The sequence below is a fragment of the Rhizobium sp. BK491 genome, from assembly GCF_014194925.1.
GTDB lineage: Bacteria > Pseudomonadota > Alphaproteobacteria > Rhizobiales > Rhizobiaceae > Rhizobium.
In genome coordinates, this window is the sequence record NZ_JACIAR010000002.1 from 985,178 (window position 1) to 1,003,466 (window position 18,289).

Below are 18,289 nucleotides of genomic sequence, written 5' to 3' on the forward strand. Positions count from 1 at the left end.
CCTGTTGCCGATAGGCGCGGGCCTAAGCACGATAGGCTAGGCGTCCTGATGATCGCGATCGAAGATCTTGCGCACGATATAGTTCGGCGAGAGATCGTCGCGATAATAGATACGGGCGATCATTTCGGCGAGGATGCCTGTCGTGATCATCTGTACCGACGACAGGAGCAACACGACGCCGACCATCAGCAGTGGGCGGCTGCCGATATCGTCGCCGAAGATGAACTTGTCGATGAAGAGCCACAGCAGGATCACGCCGGCAAGCGCGCCGAGGCCGAGGCCGAGCGAGCCGAAGAAGTGCCCCGGCCGCGCCTTGTAGCGCATGAAGAACATCACCGACAGCAGATCAAGGATGACGCGGAAGGTGCGTGAGATCCCGTATTTCGATGTGCCGTGCTGGCGGGCATGGTGGGTGACCGGCACTTCGCCGATGCGCGAGCTCGGCACGACGCCGGCGACCCAGGCGGGAATGAAGCGGTGCATCTCGCCCATTAGCTTCACCTGCTTGATGATGGAGGCGCGATAGATCTTCAGGCTGCAGCCATAATCGTGCAGCTTGACGCCGGTGATGCGGCCGATCAGGTAATTGGCGCACCAGGAGGGGATCTTGCGCAGCAGGAGGCCGTCCTGGCGGTTCTTGCGCCAGCCGACGAGCAGGTCGAGCTGGCGCCGCTCCAGTTCGTCGACCATCGAAGGGATATCCTTCGGGTCGTTCTGCAGATCGCCGTCCATAGTGGCGATCAGGCGGCCGTTCGCCGCATCGATACCGGCCTGCATCGCCGCGGTCTGCCCGAAATTGCGCTGAAGCTCGACGATGCGCAGCGTCAAGCCTTCCTGCGAAAGTGACCGGCGGGCATTGACGAGCGTGGCGTCCGTGCTGCCGTCGTCGACCAGGATCAGTTCCCAGGATTTGGCAAATCCGCTCATGGCGGCGCAAATACGCTCGATGAGCGGTCCAACACTTTCTTCCTCGTTGAAGACGGGCACGACCAGCGAAAGCTCGAGAGGGCTTTCCCGATCGGCCTGGGGGAGGGTCGACTCTGCCGTTGTCTGCAACACTTCTTTCTCCTAAAAGACCGGCAGTACTTGCCGGACGAAACGAGCGAAAAGTCCGGTTTCAGCCTTCCGCTCGCATTTGGGTGCCCTAACTACATGAAGACTCCGACGGTTGCCAGCCGACAGAATTGGTTTATTCGCAACCGAATGACACTGCTGACGCTCGCAGTCGTCCTTGCCTATGCCGCCTTCATCGAATGGTTCTGGGGCTGGACCTCGATCCTGGCGCAATGGGGCAAGGTCGGCGCCTGGCCGATCCTTCTGGCGCTGGCGCTCCTGACGAGCACCTATTTCCTGCGCACCTGGCGCATCTACGATTACTTCCCGAAGGAAACCTCGGGCCATTTCGCGGCGCTGTTCCGTGTGACGCAGGTCCATAATCTGCTGAATATCATGATGCCCTTCCGAACGGGGGAAACCAGCTTCCCGGTGCTGATGCGCTCCGAATTCGGCATTCCTCTGGCGCGGGGAACTTCGGCGCTGTTCGTCATGCGGCTGCTCGACCTGCATGCGCTGCTGGCCGCAGCCGGCGTCGGCCTTGCGCTTGCTTCGCCCTATCATGTCTTGGCCTGGATCGTATGGGCGCTTTTCCTTCTGCTGCCGGTCGTAGGCTTTGCCTCCCGCCGGCCGCTGATCCGCCTTGCCGCCCGCGCCCTGCCGAAGAAGGCGCAAGGGCTGGTGCATGAGCTGGAGCGCGGCCTGCCGGTTGATGCCAGCGCCTTTGCGCGCGCCTGGCTGACGACGATCGTCAACTGGCTCGTCAAGGTCGTGGTGCTCGCTTGGGCGCTTGGCCTCATGAACGTCACGCCGCTTTCGGCAAGCTTCGGCGGCGCTCTCGGCGGCGAACTGTCATCAGTCCTGCCCGTGCATGCGCCCGGAGGCGTCGGCACCTATCCGGCCGGTATCACCGCCGGCGCCATGGCTTTTGGTGCTTCGAGCGCCAAGGAGGCAATCGAAAATCTCGCACAGGCGAGCATCAACGCTCACCTGCTGATCGTGGTTTCTGCGTTGACGGGGACTGCGATCGGATTGCTGATCTCGCGCAAACGCGTACCCATGGCTTAAAAATCGCAGCATCTTTAGTGCCGGATCTGATCGCCGAGCTCGACCAATCGCTTGCGCAGGAATGCCTGCTCCGGCGCCTGCTGGCATAGCGAAAGCGCCGTTTGATAGGATTGTCGCGCCTCATCCGTCCGGCCAAGCTGGCGTAGAAAATCGGCTTTTGCGGCGTGGGTGAGGTGATATCGCGCCATCCGTTCCTCTTGCAGCAGCCCATCGACGATGGAAAGCGCTGCCACCGGACCATCGCACATGGAGACTGCCACCGCCCGATTAAGCTCGATCACAGGGGAGGGGCTCGCCGTCAGCAGCAGGTCATAGAGCATCACCAGCTTTCGCCAGTCGGTATCCTCTGCGGTCATGGCGCGAGCATGTTCCGCGGCGATCGCCGCCTGCAGTGCATAGCTGCCGACGCTATCTGCCGCCATCGCTCTTGCTGCCAGCGCCAAACCTTCGCGGATCTGACCATGATCCCACAGCGCACGATCCTGATCGACGAGCAGAACGAGATCGCCGAAGGTATCGGTGCGCGCATGCCGCCGCGAATCCTGCAGCAGCATGATGGCCAGCAACCCCTCGACTTCCGAATCCGGCAATAGCTGCAGCAAAAGCCTGCCGAGCCGTATGGCCTCCGCGGCGAGATCGGCGCGCACGATCGCAGAGCCGGAGGATGCCGAATAGCCCTCGTTGAAGACGAGGTAGATGACATGCAGCACCTGCGCCAGACGCTCCGGCAGTTCGGCCTTGCCGGGTACTTCATAGGGAATATTGGCGGTGCGGATGCGATTCTTGGCGCGGACGATGCGCTGCGCGACTGTCGGGGCCGGAATCAGAAAGGCATGAGCAATCTCTTCCGTCGTCAGGCCGCAGACCTCCCGCAAGGCCATCGCCATCCGCGCCTCGGCAGGAATAAGTGGGTGACAGCAGGTGAAGATCAGTCGCAGCATGTCGTCCTCGATCTCCTCGCTTTGCGATGTCTCCATTATCTCGCCCTCCGGATAGAGGCTGTCGGCAATGTCGGCCTGGGCAGCGTCGAAACGCGTGCGCCGCCTTATATTGTCGATGGCGCGAAAACGTCCGGCGGAGACGAGCCAGGCATAGGGATTGGCCGGGATGGTCTCCTCCGTCCATTGCTGCGACGCTGCTGCAAAGGCATCATGAAGGGCTTCCTCCGCTCGGTCGAAATCGCCAAGCAGACGGATCAGCGTTGCCAGCACGCGGCGTGAATGGCTGCGATAGACGCCTTCAATGGTTTGGTTCAGCGACACGGCGTCAGCCTTCCTCGGCCAGGTCTCCCCGAAGGGTCAAGATACGAACCGGACGGATTTCGACGGCGCCATAGCGCGCCGAGGGAATGCGTTTGGCGATATCGACAGCGCCATCGAGGTCAGCGGCCTCGATGAGATAGAAGCCGGCCAGGTGCTCCTTGGTCTCAGCGAAGGGGCCGTCCGTGACCGAAAATCCGTCGCCGCCGTTCGGCCGGATGACGATCGATTTGTCTCGCAGCGCCAGTGCATCGGAAACGATCATGGTGCCGTCCCGCCGCAAGCCCTCGTCGAAGACGAAGTGCTCGCCAATCAGATGGTTCATCTCGTTCGGCGACAATCGTCCGTCAACATCGACTGTTGTGTAGATCAGGCATAGAAACCGCATGTCTTCTCCTCTCGTTGCTATTCGTTCGGAAAGCGGATGTCGAAGGCGGCGCGAACCTCGATCATGCCGTATCGGGCAACGGGGAAGGTAGCGGCAATTTTAGTCGCTTCCTCCATATCCCGGGCCTCGATCAGCACGAAGCCGCCGAGGTGTTCCTTGATCTCCGCGAACGGGCCGTCGGTAACGGCGGTTTCGCCCTGGCGCACGCGAACGGTTTTCGCGGTCTCCGGTTCGCGCAGGGCATTGGCGACGATGAGGTGGCCGCTCTCGCGCAGCCGGTTGTCATTGTCGACCGAATCCTGCGTCAGCTTTCGTCCTTCCTCTTCGGAAATCTTGGCGATTTCTGCGCTCTCGAACCAGACCTGGCAAAGAAACTTCATCTGAACCTCCTCAAGCATCCGGGCCGAAATTACAGATCGGCCGCACCTCGATGGCGCCGAGCTTGGCGAGCGGAATGCCGGCGGCAATCCGGATCGCATCGTTCAGATCCTTCGCCTCGATCAGGATGAAGCCGCCGAGATATTCCTTGGTTTCGATGAAGGGGCCGTCGGTAACCGCCATCTCGCCGTTGCGGACCCTTACCGTCACCGCAGATTTCGGCGATTGCAGCGCTTCGGCATGGATCATATTGCCGCTCGCCATCAGGTCGCGGTCATAGCCGAGCGAATCCGAATCGAGCTTGTGCTTTTCATCCTTGGTCATGACGTCGAGCGTCGTGCCATCGAACCAGACCTGGCAGAGATATTTCATTGCAGCGTCTCCTCTTTCAATTTGCTGACAGCCATAGACGAGTGGCCGCCAAGCAAATCGACATCCCGATCCACAGCATGACAAAAATTTTTGGTGCTGTCGAAAAAGCCTAAGCCCGGTCGACCAGTTCCGTCATCTCAAAAAGGAGAAACGGACATGTACAATCTTGAAGCAGCCCTTATCTACCATTGGCAGAAGAAGACCCTGTCGGACGAGGAGTTATTGCAAATGTCAAATCCGGGCGAAGTGATTGCTCGCACAGTGATCGGATTTGCCATTTTTGCCGTGATGATCCTTGGTCTAAATTTGTGGGCGACGCCCAACGACCAACGGCCGCAAGTCGCGGCCGCTTACCAGGTGCAATCGGTGTCGGCAGAAAAGCAATAGGGTGAAGCTCCATTGCCTTGTTGGCTCGTGGCTTACTGAAATGCCGTTTCGAAGAAGCTGCGCAGCTTGCGCGAATGCAGCGCTTCCGGCGGCATGGCGGCCAGTTTCTGGATCGCGCGGATGCCGATCTGTAGATGCTGGTTCACCTGGGTGCGATAGAAGGCCGTCGCCATGCCCGGCAGCTTCAGTTCGCCATGCAAAGGCTTGTCTGAAACGCAGAGCAGCGTGCCGTAGGGAACGCGGAAGCGGAAGCCGTTGGCAGCGATCGTTGCCGATTCCATATCGAGCGCGACGGCGCGGGCCTGCGACAGGCGCTTCACCGGGCCTGCCTGATCCCGCAGTTCCCAGTTGCGGTTGTCGATGGTGCCGACCGTGCCGGTGCGCATGATGCGCTTCAGTTCGAAGCCCTCATAGCCGGTGATCTCGGCAACCGCGGCCTCAAGCGCGACCTGCACTTCGGCGAGAGCCGGAATCGGCACCCAGACCGGCAGGTCGTCGTCAAGAACGTGGTCTTCGCGCATATAGGCATGGGCAAGCACATAGTCGCCGAGCCGCTGGCTGTTGCGCAAGCCCGCGCAATGGCCGAGCATCAGCCATGCATGCGGGCGAAGCACGGCGACGTGGTCGGTGATCGTCTTGGCGTTGGATGGGCCGACGCCGATATTGATCATGGTGATCCCGGCATGGCCCTTCTTCTTCAGATGGTAGGCCGGCATCTGCGGCAGCCGCGGCGCGGTCACATCGCCCTCGGGCTGGCTGGAGCCAGCCTTCGTGATGATGTTGCCCGGTTCGACGAACTCGGTATAGCCGTCGCCGCCGCTCGCCATCAGGTCGCGCGCCCATTTGCAGAACTCGTCGATATAGAACTGATAGTTCGTGAACAGCACGAAATTCTGGAAATGCGCCGCACTGGTCGCCGTATAGTGGACGAGGCGGGCCAGCGAATAATCGATGCGCTGCGCGGTAAACGGCGCAAGCGGTGATGGCTCGCCCGGCGGCGGGATATATTCGCCGTTGGCGATTTCGTCGTCCGTGGTGTTCAAGTCCGGTGTGTCGAAGAGGTCACGCAGCGGAATATCTTCGAAAATACTGGCGGTTGCTTCGACGTGAGCGCCTTCGCCGAAGGCGAAATGAATCGGGATAGGTGTCGTCGATTCCGACACGACCACCGGAACATTATGGCTGCGCATCAGGAGCGTCAGCTGCTCCTTGAGATAATGCTTGAAGAGCTGCGGGCGGGTGATCGTCGTCGTATAGACGCCTGGCGCGGTGACATGGCCGTAGGAGAGGCGCGAATCGACATGGCCGAAGCTCGTCGTCTCGATGCTGACCTGCGGGTAGAAAGCGCGATAGCGCGCAGTGATCGGCGCGCCTTTGGCAAGCTTGGTGAAATTGTCGATCAGAAACGCCGTATTGCGATCGTAAAGCTCCGTCAGCGCTTCGACGGCCTTGCCCGGATCATCGAAGGTCCGCGGCTGGAACGGGCTGGGAGAGGAAATGTCGAGGGGTGAAAAGGGAGAGATTCTGTTGCTCATGCGCCATTATAGAGTGTCGTTGGTTACAAGCAAACGACGTTGCAACAGGCGGCCCGGATTCTCGCAGCTATTTTTAGAGCCGCCCACTGGCCTGCGCGAGGATTACGCGCAGATGTTTGTTATTGTACCGTCGTGCAGTAAGGCGCGCCGGTCTGCACGCAGGTGAAGCTTGCGCCGAAGTGCGATTGTGCGCCGCTGCGGCCGGCGTGTTCGACCGCAACCGAGAAGCTGAATGCGAAGACGGCAGCAAACAGCATGATAACAACGAAGCGCCGTGCGATGATGATCGAGTCCATATTCCTGGCCTACCCGTGCCCTATACTGGACACTGTTTTGCCATGGTCAGGCTGAACACGTGCTGAGATACCGGTTCATCCGGCGTTCAGAAATATTACCAGTTTCGAATGGTCGCCGGCCTCTCCTCGCAGGCAAATAACAAGAGCCCCACCGACGTCAGGCGGCAGCCACGTCGAGTGCTTTCTGAGACAGGCAGGTGCTGTTTTAGAGCTTCGTCCAGGTCTGCGACTTGCAGAATACCTTTAGCACGCAGCCCTGCATCTTGATCTTGTTGCCGCTGACCGTGCCGGAGCCGCTATAGGTTTTGTCTTCGGAGGGGTCGGTAAGCTCGCCCGTATAGCTGTTACCTGTGCCCTGCATCTTGCCGATCTGCTTGCCGGCATATTTGCCTGTCTTCAGGGTCACGCAATAACTGTCGCCGCAGGGAGCGATGGCAGCCGTGTCGCCAGCAACCGTTTTCCAATTGCCGACGATCGGCTCTTCGGCAAGAGCGGCACTCGCACTCATCAGCAATGCGATCGCAAGAACGGTCGTGCGGATCATGGTGTCATTCCTCCCCCAAGGCGCATCCGGTTCTGTGACCGGGAATGCATTGAGATTATCTAACGCGAACGTAAAGGTAAATACGGTTTTCGGAGCTCAAATACCCATTTCGGCGGGTATTTGAGCGCCGTCGAAACACGACATCGAATTCAACTGCGCTCTTTTTGTGGTGAAGAAAGAGTTTAAATCCAAATCTTAACGGAAGGTTAAACTCGCCCGAAAATCCTTAATTTGCAAGGGAAGCGATGTTTAACAAAATCCCAAGTTTACCAAGCATTTGCACTTTGTTTGCATCGAATTAATCATGCATTTTAGGCGTTTTTTGAAAGCCATCTGCGATAGTGAAGCCATCAAACGAGCGGGGCAAACCCGCCGGCCGGAAGAACCGGAAAGCCGCGAATGACGGCAAGGTTCGGACGGAAAACAGGGCAGATACGAACAGAAGTCAAACAGGGATAATTGCAATGGCACGCTTTGAAACGCCGATGTCTGGAAATGCCATGATGGGTGGTAACAGCGCCGATGCCCTTTGCGAACTGGGCGTGAACTACGCGACCGGCAGGGGCTGCAATGCAGACCTCGTCGCCGCCCACAAATGGTTGAATATCGCCGCCATTCGTGGCAGCGAGCGCGCCGCCGAGCTTCGCGCCGACGTTGCCGCGACCTTGACCAAAATGCAGCTCGCGGCAGCGCTGCGTGCCGCCCGCGAATGGATGACCACGCACTGAGGCGTGCTATAGGCAATAAGACTTCCTGATCTCGAAAGAGGGGATGTCGGCGGCCGACGGAGATGCCAGCCGAATGATGAAAACCGCGACCGGCCGGAACAAGGCTGGCGCGGTTTCGTCGTTTAAGACTTAGCTGATCGCCTTCAGCACCTGGGGCAGCGCTTCAGCCAAGAGATCCAGATCTTGCTTCGGGCCGACGCTGACGCGGATGCAGCGGTTGAGCGGCGCAACCCCCGGCATGCGGATGAAGACGCCGTGCTGGATCAGCCCATCGACGATGGCGCGGGCATAGGTGCCGTCGCGGCCGCAATCGATGGCAACGAAATTGGTGGCGGAGGCGAGAGGCAGCAGCCCGTTGACGCGGGCGATCGTGCCGATCTCCTCGCGCGCAGCCCGGATCTTGCCGATTACTTCGGCAAGATAGGCCTGATCCTTCAGCGCGGCGAGCGCCGCTACAGTCGCGAGCCTGTTCATGCCGAAATGATTGCGGATCTTGTCGAAGGCCAGCACGGTCTCCGGTGCGCCGATGACATAGCCGACGCGGGCGCCGGCAAGGCCATAGGCCTTGGAGAAGGTGCGGGTGCGCAAGACATTCGGCAGGTCGATCAGGGCCGTGATATCAGGAAGTGAGCTGGCAGGCCCCGTTTCGCTATAGGCTTCATCGAGGATCAGCAGGCAGTTTTCCGGCAATGCATGGGCAAAGGCGACGATCTTGTCGGCATCCCACCAGCTTCCCATCGGATTGTCGGGATTGGCGAAATAGACGAGCGGCGCATTCTCGCGCTTCACCGCTTCGAGCAATCCATCGAGATCCTCGCGATCATTGACGTAGGGCACAGTAACGAGGCGACCGCCGAAGCCGGCGACATGGAAATTGAAGGTCGGATAGCCGCCAAGCGAGGTGACGACGGGTGTGCCCGGTTCGATCACCATACGCGCGATCAGGCCAAGCAGGCTGTCGATCCCTTCGCCGACGGCGATATTGGCGGATTGAACGCCGAGATGGGCCGCAAGCGCCTGCTTCAGCTCGAAATTTTCCGGATCGTTATACATCCAGATATCGCCGGCCCGCTCGCGCATGGCCGCGATGACGGAGGGCGCTGGTCCAAAGCCGTTCTCATTGGCGCCGATACGGGCCTTGACCGTCAGCCCGCGCTGACGCTCCAGCGCTTCTGGGCCGACGAAAGGAACGGTGGAGGGAAGGGCGCTGATCAGCGGCGTGAAGCGCGAGAAGGCGGACATGCTGGCTTTGTTTCCCGAATTCGGTTGCTGGGTGCGGCAGAATAGGCGCTTGGCGGGTGGTTGCAAGGGCGGAAAGATGCGGCCTTCGGATCGCGTCGTCGCACTCATTGAAAATCCGTATCAGTTGCCATTAAAGGGAGTCTCGGTCATCGCGATAGCATCGATCAACGAGGCGCTGATGGATAAGCTCGCAATAGCGTTCCTTGCATCAAACAATGGAACCTCATTTCGGACGGTCAACGAAGCCATCCGAGCGAACACAGTGAATGCTGCCGCTGTCGTGCTGGTTAGCAATAGGGCGTCGTCCGCAGCACTAGCCTATGCTGAGGCCAACGGTATTCCCTCGTTTCATTCCGACCAAGGACAGGGAAGCTGAGGCGGACAAACAGCTTCGCGACACGCTTGTCGCCTATGGAGCTGAACTCGTTATCTTATCCGGCTATCTCAAGAAACTTGGCCCGCTTACGCTAGCCGCGTTTGATGGGCGAATATTGAATGTTCATCCGGGGCTGCTACCCAAATACGGCGGATTGGGGATGTACGGGCGAAGAGTTCACCAGGCCGTGCTCGATAATCGCGAGACCGAAACAGGCGCAACGATCCACCTCGTAGACGGAGAGTATGACCACGGAAGAACTGTGGCCACGACGACCGTTCAGATCCATCCCGACGATAGCGTACTTTCGCTGGAACAACGGGTCATGGTTGCAGAGTGCGATCTTTTCACCGATCTCATCCGCCGCATATCAACAGGCGGACTGCGCCTGCCGTTATGAAATGAGACGTTCGCAAATGGCCGAACGCAGTCGCCGGACGCACTCCCAGGATCGACGGCTGCGCGTTCCATCTTGCTGCACCGTCGAAGTCGGAGCGGCAGCAGCTTTTGGGCTGCCACCGATTCGGGTTACAAGCCTGCTTCAGCCATCCAGAGTTCAGCATCCACACCGCCCGGAATTCGCAGCGGGGCGGATGAATCGGTGGCTGCCCGCCACACTGCCTTCGCCACGTCGGGCGCGTGGGTTACAGGACCGGTACCGTCCTGAACATTCTTGACGAATTGCTGAATGAGCGGCGCATAATCAGGATCGTCCAGACCACGCAAATGTGGACGCGCATTCTCCCCAAAGCGAGTTTCCGGCGACCGGCCTGGCAGGACAATATGCACCCGCACGCCAAATGGCTCCATCTCCACCGATAAGGATTCGGTGAAGGCGTTCACCGCTGCCTTGCTCGCCCGGTAGATCCCAATCACCGGCAGAGTCTTGACCGTCACCGTAGAGGTGATGTTGACGATGACTCCGGCCCGACGTTGACGCATCTGGGGCAATACGGCCTGAACCATCGCCAATGTGCCGATCGTATTTGTCTGGAACAGCGACTGCACCGTCTCCGGCGCAGTCAGCTCGATCGGCGAGGGCGCTCCGAAACCGGCATTGTTGACCAATACGTCTATCGGACCGGCGGCCTTCACGGCGTCCGCGATGCTTGCCGGATTGGTGACGTCGAGCGCGAGAATACGCAAGCGTTCGGAAACCGGTAGCAGCTCGGGTTTGGGCGTGCGCATTGTCGCGATGACATCCCACCCTCGTTCAAAAAACAGTTTCGCAGTCTCCAGGCCGAAGCCAGACGAGCAACCAGTAATCAATATCGTGGACATGAGTCTCTCCAAACAAAAGGAATGATGCCATGGTAGTGACCGGGCGAGAGACTTTATATATGCTATAGTCTCCATTTCTTTAGCGTTAGTCCTGATTATGACCGTCGATCCCCTTGCCGAAATCGTCACGCTGCTGCAGCCGGCCGCACGCTTTTCGAAGCTGGTGGAATGCGCCGGCGCCTGGCGAATTCATCGCGAGGCCACAGGTGAGCCATTCTACTGCGCAATCCTCGAGGGGCATTGCCGCGTAACGTTCGGAGGACATCAGCCTTTCATCCTCCGAGCCGGCGATTTCGTGCTCGCGCCGGCTATGCGCGACATCGTCAGTGAGAGTGTTGACGCACCGGCCACTTTGTCCGCCATGGTTCCGACGCAGTTGAGTGGCGGTCATTTCCGCGTCGGCCGCCTCGAAGGGCCGCCGGACCTGCGCATGCGCATAGGGCATTGCAGCTTCGGCGCGCCGGATGCGGCCTTGCTCGTTTCCCTCTTGCCTGATGTCGTTGTCGTTCGCGGCGAGCCCCGACTCGCGACGCTGATGCAATTGGTCGGTGAGGAAACGCGCGAGCGCCGGCCGGCACGCGAACTCGTGCTGGAGCGGCTGCTGGAGGTGTTGTTGATCGAGGCATTGCGATCCGGCACAGAAACAACCGTCACGTCGAGCTTGAGTCGCGGCCTTGCCGATGAACGCCTAGCCGCAGTACTTCACGCGATGCATGCGCGTCCTGCCCATCCTTGGACTGTCGCGGATCTTGCGACCGAAGCGGCCCTGTCCCGATCGGCTTTCTTTGCGCGTTTCCGCCGCGTCGTTGGCCTGCCGCCAATGGAATATCTATTGGCTTGGCGCATGGCTCTTGCAAAGCAGCTATTGCGCAGCCGCGAATTGGGGATGGATCAGGTAGCTGAACGCGTTGGCTACGGATCGGCAAGCACTTTCAGCGTCGCCTTCGCGCGATACGCAGGCATGCCGCCTGCACGATATGCCCGCGGCGACGTGCGAAGCGATTGAGGACGTGAAGCCGAATTTAAACCGGCCGCCTTCTGCCGCGCGCAGCCAGCGCTTCGACGTTGCCGATCATGAAATCGGCGCGCACGACGCGGCGAAGCGTCTCCGGTTCGATCAGGTTGATGAAGCGGACATGGACGCGGTTGTCGATGCGGCTGACCTCGGCGCAGGCTATGCGGTAGGCGAGACCGAGGATGTTCAGATAGTAGTGGGTCGGCAGGCCGACCGTCGTGGCGACGGTGAAGCTCGCGCCACCGCGCGAGATGTCGGTAATCTCGGCGCTGCGCACCGAAATGCCGTTGAGACAGGGACGAACAGCCACGAGACGCGCCGGCCGCTGGACGTAGAAACGTTCCCAGCTGCGTTCGTAGACTTCGGATTTGACTTTCGCCAGATGGGTTGCGCGAATCATTGTCATTCCCTGTTGGAAAACAGACCGAATTCATCTCGGTTACAGCATGAACCTTGCACGGAGATTTTGCAGAAGCGTCAATTGCATTGGTAGAATTTTAACGGGTTCGTCTTTTGTACCGATTTGGGCGCATCTTGACAGGAGCATCGGCTTCGATCATACGAACGAGCGGTTCGAGGCGCCTGCCGCTCGCGGATGAAAATCCAAGGTGAAGTCCTCGCTGTTTTAGGTCACGGCCATTCAGGGCATGCTGACTGACGGTAATGCGAGCTCCGTTCCACAGTCGTAAATGCGTGCCTTAGCAAAGGCTAATCCTATGACGACGTATCCGTCCATAGATGAATTGAAGGCTCAGGCCCGGCGTCTGCGTCAGGCGATGGCCGAGCGCGGCGACGACATGAGCCACTCGACAGCGCTGGAGCTGATCGCGAAGCAACACGGGCTGCGCGATTGGAACACGCTCTCGGCGCTTGCGGCAAAACCGAATGACGGGCCGGATGCGCCCCTCGATGTCGGCTCCGCCGTTCGCGGGCGCTATCTGAACAAGCCGTTCACCGGCAAGGTTCTCGCGATGTCCGCGAAATCCGGCGGGCTCTACAGGATCACCATCCACTTCGACGAACCGGTCGATGTAGTGGAGTTCGAGAGCTTCTCGGCATTCCGCCAGCGCATAAATGCCCAAGTCGATGCCGACGGCATTTCGCCGCGCAGGACATCGAACGGCGTGCCGCATCTGGTTCTCGACCTTTAATCTTCATCCCTGCTTGTCACGCCGCTATCTTTGCCGCTCGCGAGCGATTCCGTCCGGATACCACCATGACGCACACCCTCGAAAACAATATGTTTCTCACCGGCTGGCTGCCGGGCGTCTTTGCCAAGACAGCCACGCCGATCATCATCATCACGACAGTCAGCGGCCTCTTTGCCGTCGTCGACGCCTATTTCCTCGGCGTCTATGTCGGCGCCGAGGCGCTCTCCGCCGTCAGCCTCATCTTTCCCGCGCTGATGCTGCTGATCGCGCTGCAGACGCTGGTTTCAAACGGCATGGCGAGCATTCTCGCCCGCCGTCTCGGCGCCGGAAATCGTGACGCCGCGAAGTCCGTGTTTACCGGCGCCCATACGCTGGCGCTTGCCGTCGTGGTGGCGATCAACCTCGTCTACTGGCTCGCAGGCCGGCAGTTCATTGCCGTGGCAGCGGCGGGAAACGCCGATGTTATCAGCAGCGCCGAGGCCTTCATGGGCGTCATGGTCGCCTTCGCGCCGATCAGCTTCTTTCTTTCGATCCATCTCGACGGGCTGCGTTGCGAAGGAAAGCTCGGCTTCATGACGCTGGTGACGCTTGCCTCGACGCTGCTGAACATTCTGGCAAACTGGCTGCTGATGGCGGTCTTTCAGTGGGGCGTCGTCGGCTCCGCCGGCGGCTCGGTCCTGGCGCAATTCATCTGCCTAATGATCGTCATCATCTATCGCCTGCGTCGGCCGAACGGGCTTTGGGTCGACATGGCGCTGCATGTTCGCGAGTGGCGCGGCATCTTCGCCTTCGGCGCTCCGATGAGCCTCGGTTTCATCGGTATTTCGCTGAGCTCGGCGGCGATCCTCTTCAACGTGTCGATCTGGCATGAGGGGGATTATGTCGCGACCGTCGGCGCATACGGAATCGTCACAAGAGTAATGACCTTCGCCTATCTGCCGCTGCTGGGCTTGAGCATCGCGTTGCAGACCATATCAGGCCATAATCATGGCGCCGCCCTTCCAGCCCGCGTCGGTCATAGCGTCCTGATCGCCCTGATTTCGGCTCTGGTCTATTGCGGCGCCGTCGAACTCATCGTCGAGCTGCTAGCGAGACATCTGGGCTCAATCTTCGTCGCCGATCCCCTGATCGTCGCGGAAGTCGGCCGCATCCTGCCCTGGACGATCGGCGCCTACTTCCTCTTCGGTCAGGCGATCATCCTCTCATCTTATTTCCAGTCCATCGGCGATGCGAAGCGCGGCGCGATCTTCGGTCTGTCACGGTCCTATCTGTTCACCTTGCCGCTGACATTCCTCCTGCCGCTCGTCTTCGGCGAACGCGGGATCTGGATGACGCCGATCTTCGCTGAGATGGGAATGATCCTGCTCACCTGGCTGGTATTGTCGCGCAATGCAAGGGATCGCAAATGGCGCTATGGCTTGTTGCCGGCATGAGAATGGAAAAGGCCGCGCTTTCGAGCACGGCCTTTTCGCTATGAGCCTATATCAGGCGTCATTCAGGACTTGAGCAGCCATTCATGTTCCACGGCATTGTGGAATTTCCAGATCCGCTTAGGCCCGGCCATGACATTCAAGTAATAGAGGTCGTAGCCGTGGCAGGCGGCGCAGGGGTGATATCCCCTAGGCACCAGCGTCACGTCGCCATCCTCCAGCACCATGACTTCGTCCAGCGATCGGTCGTCGGTATAGACACGCTGGAAGCCGAAACCCTGTGGCGGATTGAGGCGGTGATAGTAGGTCTCCTCCAGGAAGCTCTCGTTTGGGAGATTGTCCTGATCGTGCTTGTGCGGAGGGTAGGACGAGGTGTGTCCGCCCGGCGTGATCACTTCCACGACGAGCAGCGAATGCGCCGCGCCATCATCTTCCGGCATGATGTTGTTGACGTGGCGGACATTGGTGCCCTTGCCGCGCGTCAGCGCCGGATGCGTGCCGGGCGGAATGGCGCGAGCTTCATAGGGGCCGCCGCCCGGGGCCGAGCAGACGGCCAGTTCCAGATCGGTCTCGGCAGTCACCGACCAGCTCGAGCCTGCTGGAATATAGAGCGCGTGGGGGGCGCCCTCGAAGGGGCTCATGCGCCCGCCGAGCAAGCCGAAATCCTTCGTCCCCGCCTTGGCGCTTCCCTTGCCGCTGACCCAGACGAGGCAGACTTCGCGATCGCCGGTTTCGGCCGAAGCGGTTTCGCCCGGCTTCAGGCGATGCAGGTCGAAGCCGACATAGGTCCAGCCGGCGCTTTCTGGTGTGACATGGGTGACGCGGCCATGCGAGCCGCTAGGTTTCACCTTCAGATTGGGCATGGTCTTGCTCCATTGCTTGGAGAGTGCCCCTCGCCAACCTGTGACGGAGGAGAGGGGTGCTCGTCTTCCGTTATCCCTTGGGAAAGCCTTCGGTTTCCACCGTGTAGCCTGCGGCCGTCATGACGCGCATCAGCTCGGCATGGCCGATCTCGGCCATGTTCTGCGGGGGCGCCTTGCGCGGGTCCTGTTCGGCCTCGACCACGAACCAGCCCTCATAGCCGTAATCGGCGAAGCGCTGGACGATCGCTCCGAAATCGAGCGAACCATCCCCCGGCACCGTGAACGCGCCGAGCGCGACAGCATCGAGGAAGGACTGTCGGCTGCGATCCAGCCCATCGACAACGGACTTGCGGATATCCTTGACGTGAACGTGGTTGATGCGGGCGTGATGATTGTCGATGGCGCGCAGCACGTCGCCGCCGGCAAAGGCGAGATGGCCGGCATCGAGCAGCAGCGGAATACCTGCACCGGAATTGCGCATGAAGGCATCGAGTTCCGGCTCGGTTTCGACCACGGCCGCCATGTGATGGTGATACGAAAGCGGCATGCCTTGGTCGGCACACCATTCGCCGAACTCGGTGACGCGGCGGGCATAGGCCTTCATCTCGTCATCCGAAAGGCGCGGCTTGGTGGCGAGCGGCTTGGAGCGGTCGCCCTGAATGGAGCGGCCGACTTCGCCATAGACGATGCAAGGCGCGTTGACCGCCTTGAATAGCTCGATCATCGGCGCGATGCGGTCCTTGTTTGCCGCAAGCTCCTCGTTGACGAGCGTGCCCGAGAACCAGCCGCCGCAGAGCGTCACGTCGGCGGCGCGCAGGATTGGCAGCATCTCATCAGGGTTGCTGGGGAAGCGCCGGCCCTGTTCCATGCCGGTGAAGCCCGCGCCGCGCGACTGGCGAAGGCATTCCTCAAGGGATACGTCGTCGCTGAGCTCAGGAAGATCGTCGTTCCACCAGGCGATGGGCGACATGCCGAGTTTGGCCTTCATCAATGGTCTCCTTGAAACATGGTTGGAGGAGCTGAAACGCTCCTCCAGAAATAGGACAGAAATCAATCAGCCGATGCACTGGGCGGCGCGGGCTTGTTCGTAAGCAGCGCGGGCCTTGTTGACCTCGGCGCGCGGGCTGACCTCGGGAACGGCGACATCCCACCAATGACCGCCTTCGTCCGTCGTGATCAGCGGGTCGGTGTCGATGACGATGACCGAGCTGCGATCGTTCTTCTTCGATGCTTCGATGGCCTGTTCCAGCTCAGCGATGGAAGCGACCTTCACGGCAATCGCACCCATGCTGGCAGCATGCGCCCGGAAGTCGATCTCCGGCATCACTTCGAACCGCGAGTCCTTCAAGAGGTTGTTGAAGTTTGCGCCACCGGTCGCCATTTGCAGGCGGTTGATGCAGCCATAGCCGCGGTTGTCGAGCAGCACGACGGTGATCTTCAGGCCGAGCATGACAGAGGTCGCCAGTTCGGAATTCATCATCATGTAGGAGCCGTCGCCGACCATGACGACGACATCCTTCTCCGGCCGCGCCATCTTCACGCCGAGGCCGCCGGCAATCTCATAGCCCATGCAAGAGAAGCCATATTCCATGTGATAGCTGCCGGGTGCGGTCGCCGGCCAGAGCTTGTGCAGCTCGCCGGGCAGGCCGCCCGCCGCGCAAACGAGAATGCTGTCCTTGCCGCCGAGCGTCCGCGTAACAGCGCCGATGACCTGGGCGTCGGAGGGCAGAGCGGCATTGGTCGTCGCCATAGCCTTGGCGGCAGCCTCCATCCAGACCTGCTTTTCTTTCGTCGCCTTTTCGGCCAGCGACGCCGGAGCGCGCCAATTCGCCAGGCCGGCGGAAAGCGCCTTCAGCCCCTCGCGCGCATCCGTCACCAGCGGGTGACTATTGTGCTTGAGAGCGTCGTAGGCCGCGATATTGAGGCCGATCATGGCCAGCTTCTCATTCTTGAACAGCGCCCAGGAGCCGGTGGTGAAATCCTGGCAGCGGGTTCCCACAGCGATCACCAGATCCGTGTCTTCAGCAATGGCATTGGCCGCCGATGTGCCCGTCACGCCGACGGAGCCAAGCGCCAGGGGATGCGTCTCGTCGATGGCCGATTTGCCGGCCTGTGTGACGACGACGGGAATACCATGAGCTTCGGCAAAAGCGGCCAGTTCCTTCGTCGCCCGCGAATAGAGCACACCGCCGCCGGCAAGAATGACGGGCTTTTCGGAGCGGCGGATCAATGCAATGGCATTGGCGAGTTCGTCTGCATCCGGCTGCGGACGGCGCGGCACCCAGACATGCTCCTCGAAGAAGCTTTCCGGATAATCGAAGGCTTCGGCCTGCACGTCCTGACACAGCGATAGCGTCACAGGACCGCAATCGAGGGGATCGGTCAGCACCTGCATGGCGCGCTTCAGCGCCGATATGATTTGTTCCGGCCGCGTGATGCGGTCGAAATAGCGCGAGACGGGGCGGAAAGCATCGTTGGCGGAAACGGTGCCGTCGCCGAAATCCTCGATCTGCTGCAGCACCGGATCGGGCGCGCGGTTGGCAAAGACGTCGCCGGGCAGGAACAGGACCGGGATGCGGTTGACGTGTGCAACGCCGGCTGCTGTCACCATGTTGAGCGCGCCGGGGCCAATGGAGGTCGTGCAGGCCATGAAGCGTTGACGGAAGCTCGCTTTGGCGTAGGCGATCGCGGCATGGGCCATGCCCTGCTCGTTGTGGGCACGGAAGGTCGGCAGCTCCTCGCGGACCTGATAGAGCGCCTCGCCGATGCCGGCGACGTTGCCGTGACCGAAGATCGCCCAGACGCCGCCGAAAATCGGCTGCTTCTGCCCGTCGATGACGGTCATCTGCTTCTTAAGGAAATGCGTGACGGCCTGTGCCATCGTCAATCGGATCGTCTTGCCCATCGGGCGCCTCCCAAATGC

General features: G+C 60.4%; 22 protein-coding genes. 8 read left to right on the forward strand and 14 right to left on the reverse strand.

Features of this window, described 5'->3' with window-relative positions; genetic code table 11:
* Nucleotides 1-36: 36 nt before the first annotated feature.
* Nucleotides 37-1,056, reverse strand: coding sequence for a glycosyltransferase family 2 protein (locus tag FHX05_RS12680; protein ID WP_183872446.1), 1,020 nt, complete (start codon nucleotides 1,054-1,056; stop codon nucleotides 37-39).
* Between the two features lie 96 nt (nucleotides 1,057-1,152).
* Between FHX05_RS12680 and FHX05_RS12685 the strand changes: the two genes are divergently transcribed.
* Entirely contained in the window at nucleotides 1,153-2,121 is a 969-nt protein-coding gene (locus FHX05_RS12685; protein ID WP_183872031.1) for a lysylphosphatidylglycerol synthase domain-containing protein, read from the forward strand.
* A gap of 14 nt (nucleotides 2,122-2,135) precedes the next feature.
* On the opposite strand, the gene FHX05_RS12690 is transcribed toward FHX05_RS12685, so the two are convergent.
* The 4 genes from FHX05_RS12690 to FHX05_RS12705 are packed head-to-tail and all read right to left on the reverse strand — an operon-like array spanning nucleotide 2,136 to nucleotide 4,518.
* Nucleotides 2,136-3,377, reverse strand: a complete 1,242-nt coding sequence (locus FHX05_RS12690) for an RNA polymerase sigma factor (protein ID WP_183872448.1) — start codon at nucleotides 3,375-3,377, stop codon at nucleotides 2,136-2,138.
* Nucleotides 3,378-3,387: 10 nt separating this feature from the next.
* Complete coding sequence (locus tag FHX05_RS12695) at nucleotides 3,388-3,768, reverse strand: YciI family protein (protein ID WP_183872033.1); 381 nt, start codon at nucleotides 3,766-3,768, stop codon at nucleotides 3,388-3,390.
* Between the two features lie 17 nt (nucleotides 3,769-3,785).
* Nucleotides 3,786-4,148: a YciI family protein gene (locus tag FHX05_RS12700; RefSeq protein ID WP_183872035.1), complete on the reverse strand. Its 363-nt coding sequence runs from the start codon at nucleotides 4,146-4,148 to the stop codon at nucleotides 3,786-3,788.
* Nucleotides 4,149-4,158: 10 nt separating this feature from the next.
* Nucleotides 4,159-4,518, reverse strand: a complete 360-nt coding sequence (locus FHX05_RS12705) for a YciI family protein (RefSeq protein ID WP_183872037.1) — start codon at nucleotides 4,516-4,518, stop codon at nucleotides 4,159-4,161.
* 156 nt (nucleotides 4,519-4,674) lie between these two features.
* On the opposite strand from FHX05_RS12705, the gene FHX05_RS12710 reads away from it, so the two are divergent.
* Entirely contained in the window at nucleotides 4,675-4,905 is a 231-nt protein-coding gene (locus FHX05_RS12710; RefSeq protein ID WP_183872039.1) for a hypothetical protein, read from the forward strand.
* A gap of 32 nt (nucleotides 4,906-4,937) precedes the next feature.
* Here the strand turns inward: FHX05_RS12710 and FHX05_RS12715 are convergent, their stop codons facing one another.
* The 3 genes from FHX05_RS12715 to FHX05_RS12725 all read right to left on the reverse strand — a co-directional run bounded on the left by FHX05_RS12715 (nucleotide 4,938) and on the right by FHX05_RS12725 (nucleotide 7,280).
* Entirely contained in the window at nucleotides 4,938-6,440 is a 1,503-nt protein-coding gene (locus FHX05_RS12715; RefSeq protein WP_112335670.1) for an AMP nucleosidase, read from the reverse strand.
* Between the two features lie 119 nt (nucleotides 6,441-6,559).
* Entirely contained in the window at nucleotides 6,560-6,736 is a 177-nt protein-coding gene (locus FHX05_RS12720) for a hypothetical protein (RefSeq protein ID WP_015339266.1), read from the reverse strand.
* A 205-nt stretch (nucleotides 6,737-6,941) separates the two neighbouring features.
* Nucleotides 6,942-7,280 carry a DUF2147 domain-containing protein gene (locus tag FHX05_RS12725; RefSeq protein ID WP_112335671.1) on the reverse strand — a complete coding sequence of 113 codons (339 nt, stop codon included), beginning with the start codon at nucleotides 7,278-7,280 and terminating at the stop codon, nucleotides 6,942-6,944.
* 464 nt (nucleotides 7,281-7,744) lie between these two features.
* Here FHX05_RS12725 and FHX05_RS12730 point away from each other — a divergent pair, with 464 nt between their 5' ends.
* A complete protein-coding gene (locus FHX05_RS12730) occupies nucleotides 7,745-8,008 on the forward strand; it encodes a sel1 repeat family protein (protein WP_015339268.1) in 264 nt (87 codons plus the stop codon).
* Nucleotides 8,009-8,137: 129 nt separating this feature from the next.
* Here FHX05_RS12730 and FHX05_RS12735 read toward each other — a convergent pair whose 3' ends face one another.
* Nucleotides 8,138-9,250: a pyridoxal phosphate-dependent aminotransferase gene (locus FHX05_RS12735; protein WP_183872041.1), complete on the reverse strand. Its 1,113-nt coding sequence runs from the start codon at nucleotides 9,248-9,250 to the stop codon at nucleotides 8,138-8,140.
* Here FHX05_RS12735 and FHX05_RS30340 point away from each other — a divergent pair.
* Both FHX05_RS30340 and FHX05_RS12740 read left to right on the forward strand, forming a co-directional pair.
* Nucleotides 9,249-9,626, forward strand: a complete 378-nt coding sequence (locus FHX05_RS30340; RefSeq protein ID WP_246698902.1) for a hypothetical protein — start codon at nucleotides 9,249-9,251, stop codon at nucleotides 9,624-9,626. The two genes, FHX05_RS12735 and FHX05_RS30340, sit on opposite strands and share 2 nt — an antisense overlap.
* Complete coding sequence (locus tag FHX05_RS12740) at nucleotides 9,571-10,026, forward strand: formyltransferase family protein (protein ID WP_246698903.1); 456 nt, start codon at nucleotides 9,571-9,573, stop codon at nucleotides 10,024-10,026. Before FHX05_RS30340 ends, FHX05_RS12740 begins: the two co-directional genes overlap by 56 nt.
* A 128-nt stretch (nucleotides 10,027-10,154) precedes the next feature.
* Here FHX05_RS12740 and FHX05_RS12745 read toward each other — a convergent pair whose 3' ends face one another.
* Nucleotides 10,155-10,907 (reverse strand): SDR family oxidoreductase, encoded by a 753-nt coding sequence (locus FHX05_RS12745; protein WP_183872043.1) that lies wholly within the window; start codon nucleotides 10,905-10,907, stop codon nucleotides 10,155-10,157.
* A gap of 97 nt (nucleotides 10,908-11,004) precedes the next feature.
* On the opposite strand from FHX05_RS12745, the gene FHX05_RS12750 reads away from it, so the two are divergent.
* Nucleotides 11,005-11,913, forward strand: a complete 909-nt coding sequence (locus FHX05_RS12750) for an AraC family transcriptional regulator (RefSeq protein ID WP_183872045.1) — start codon at nucleotides 11,005-11,007, stop codon at nucleotides 11,911-11,913.
* A gap of 16 nt (nucleotides 11,914-11,929) precedes the next feature.
* On the opposite strand, the gene FHX05_RS12755 is transcribed toward FHX05_RS12750, so the two are convergent.
* Nucleotides 11,930-12,328, reverse strand: a complete 399-nt coding sequence (locus tag FHX05_RS12755) for a PilZ domain-containing protein (protein WP_183710567.1) — start codon at nucleotides 12,326-12,328, stop codon at nucleotides 11,930-11,932.
* A 310-nt stretch (nucleotides 12,329-12,638) separates the two neighbouring features.
* Between FHX05_RS12755 and FHX05_RS12760 the strand changes: the two genes are divergently transcribed.
* Both FHX05_RS12760 and FHX05_RS12765 read left to right on the forward strand, forming a co-directional pair.
* A complete protein-coding gene (locus FHX05_RS12760) occupies nucleotides 12,639-13,073 on the forward strand; it encodes a glyoxalase superfamily protein (protein WP_112607435.1) in 435 nt (144 codons plus the stop codon).
* Nucleotides 13,074-13,138: 65 nt separating this feature from the next.
* Nucleotides 13,139-14,506: an MATE family efflux transporter gene (locus tag FHX05_RS12765; RefSeq protein ID WP_183872047.1), complete on the forward strand. Its 1,368-nt coding sequence runs from the start codon at nucleotides 13,139-13,141 to the stop codon at nucleotides 14,504-14,506.
* A 62-nt stretch (nucleotides 14,507-14,568) separates the two neighbouring features.
* Here FHX05_RS12765 and iolB read toward each other — a convergent pair whose 3' ends face one another.
* The 3 genes from iolB to iolD form a co-directional block, all read right to left on the reverse strand.
* Entirely contained in the window at nucleotides 14,569-15,366 is a 798-nt protein-coding gene (gene iolB, locus FHX05_RS12770) for a 5-deoxy-glucuronate isomerase (RefSeq protein WP_183872049.1), read from the reverse strand.
* 70 nt (nucleotides 15,367-15,436) lie between these two features.
* Entirely contained in the window at nucleotides 15,437-16,354 is a 918-nt protein-coding gene (gene iolE / locus FHX05_RS12775; protein ID WP_183872051.1) for a myo-inosose-2 dehydratase, read from the reverse strand.
* A 66-nt stretch (nucleotides 16,355-16,420) separates the two neighbouring features.
* Complete coding sequence (iolD, locus tag FHX05_RS12780; protein ID WP_183872053.1) at nucleotides 16,421-18,271, reverse strand: 3D-(3,5/4)-trihydroxycyclohexane-1,2-dione acylhydrolase (decyclizing); 1,851 nt, start codon at nucleotides 18,269-18,271, stop codon at nucleotides 16,421-16,423.
* Nucleotides 18,272-18,289: the final 18 nt, after the last annotated feature.